Source organism: Massilia sp. CT11-108 (genome assembly GCF_047302915.1).
In the GTDB taxonomy this organism is placed as follows: Bacteria; Pseudomonadota; Gammaproteobacteria; order Burkholderiales; family Burkholderiaceae_D; genus Telluria; species Telluria orientalis.
The window spans coordinates 1-1,329 of sequence record NZ_JBKYMO010000914.1 but is presented as its reverse complement, the minus strand read 5'-3'; the positions used below and the strand labels follow the sequence as shown (position 1 = coordinate 1,329).

Here is a 1,329-nt window from a genome sequence, read left to right as displayed (position 1 = left end):
GGCGGGCGACGCTGCCGACGATCCCGCGATCTGGATCCACCCGTCGGACCCGGACGGCGCCCGCATCCTCGGCACGAACAAGAAACAGGGCCTGCTCGTGTACGACCTGGCGGGCCGCCAGACGCAGTTGCTGGAAGCGGGCCGCCTGAACAACGTCGATGTGCGCCAGGACCTCGCGTTCGGCGCCGGCGTCCGCGTCGATCTCGCGATGGCCACGCAGCGCGACGAGAACGCGATCGTGCTGTTCGCCATCGACGGGAACGGCACCGTCACGGAAGCCGCGCGCCTGCCCACGACGCTGTCCGACATCTACGGCGCCTGCCTCTATCGCACGCCGCAGGGCGGGCTGGATGCGATCGTCAACGACAAGGACGGACGCTTCCAGCAATACCGCATCACGCGCACGGACGGCCGCTTCGGCGCGACGCTGGCGCGCAGCTGGCGCCTCGCGAGCCAGCCGGAAGGCTGCGTGGCCGACGAGCGCACCGGCTTGCTGTTCATGGGCGAGGAAAAGCGCGGCCTGTGGGTGGCGGACGCCGATGCGGCGAAGCCGATGTCGCCGCGCCTCGTGCTGCCGGTGGGCGGCCCGCTGCATGCGGACGTCGAAGGCATGGGCATTTATCACGGCAAGACGGGCAGCTGGGTCGTCGTGTCGAGCCAGGGCAACGACAGCTATGTCGTGCTGGATGCCACGGCGCCGTTCACGGTGCGCGGCGCGTTCCGGATCGGCACCGATGCGGCGCGGGGCATCGACGGGACGTCCGAGACGGATGGCCTGGACGTGACGTCCGCGCGGCTGGGCGGGCCATATGGCCAAGGCCTGCTCGTCGTGCAGGATGGCCACAAGCGGCTGCCGGACGGGCCCCAGAACTTCAAGCTGGTGGCGTGGGAGGACGTCGCGAAGGCGTTGAGGCTCGGCGACTGAAGTGACCGTCGTCCCCGCGCAGGCGGGGACCCATACTGAGGTGACCAGGACGCTCTGCATGGGTTCCCGCTTCCGCGGGAACGACAGTATTACATGGTCATGACGTTTGCGCTACCATACAGTCGAGAGCGACTCACGACGACCGCATGGAACTCGAACTGATCACGCGCCGCCCGGCGACGCCCCGTCCGGACAGTCCGCGCCTGCTGCTGGTGCACGGCATCTGCGTGGGCGCCTGGGTGTGGGAGGAACACGTCCTGCCCTGGTTCGCCGACGCCGGCTTCGAAGTGCATGCGCTCAGCCTGCGCGGCCATGGCGGCAGCGGCGGGCGCGAACGGCTGAACGACTGGCGCCTGGCCGACTACACCGAGGACCTGCGCACGACCATCGCGCGGCTGGGCGAC

At 69.7% G+C, this 1,329-nt stretch carries 2 protein-coding genes; both read left to right on the top strand.

The window, feature by feature from the left end; genetic code table 11:
- Positions 1–925 (top strand): phytase (locus ACEN88_RS31945; RefSeq protein WP_413346206.1); only part of this gene is annotated, 925 nt, incomplete at its 5' end.
- A 146-nt stretch (positions 926–1,071) separates the two neighbouring features.
- On the top strand, positions 1,072–1,329 hold a 258-nt coding region (locus tag ACEN88_RS31940; protein WP_413346204.1), incomplete at its 3' end, for an alpha/beta hydrolase.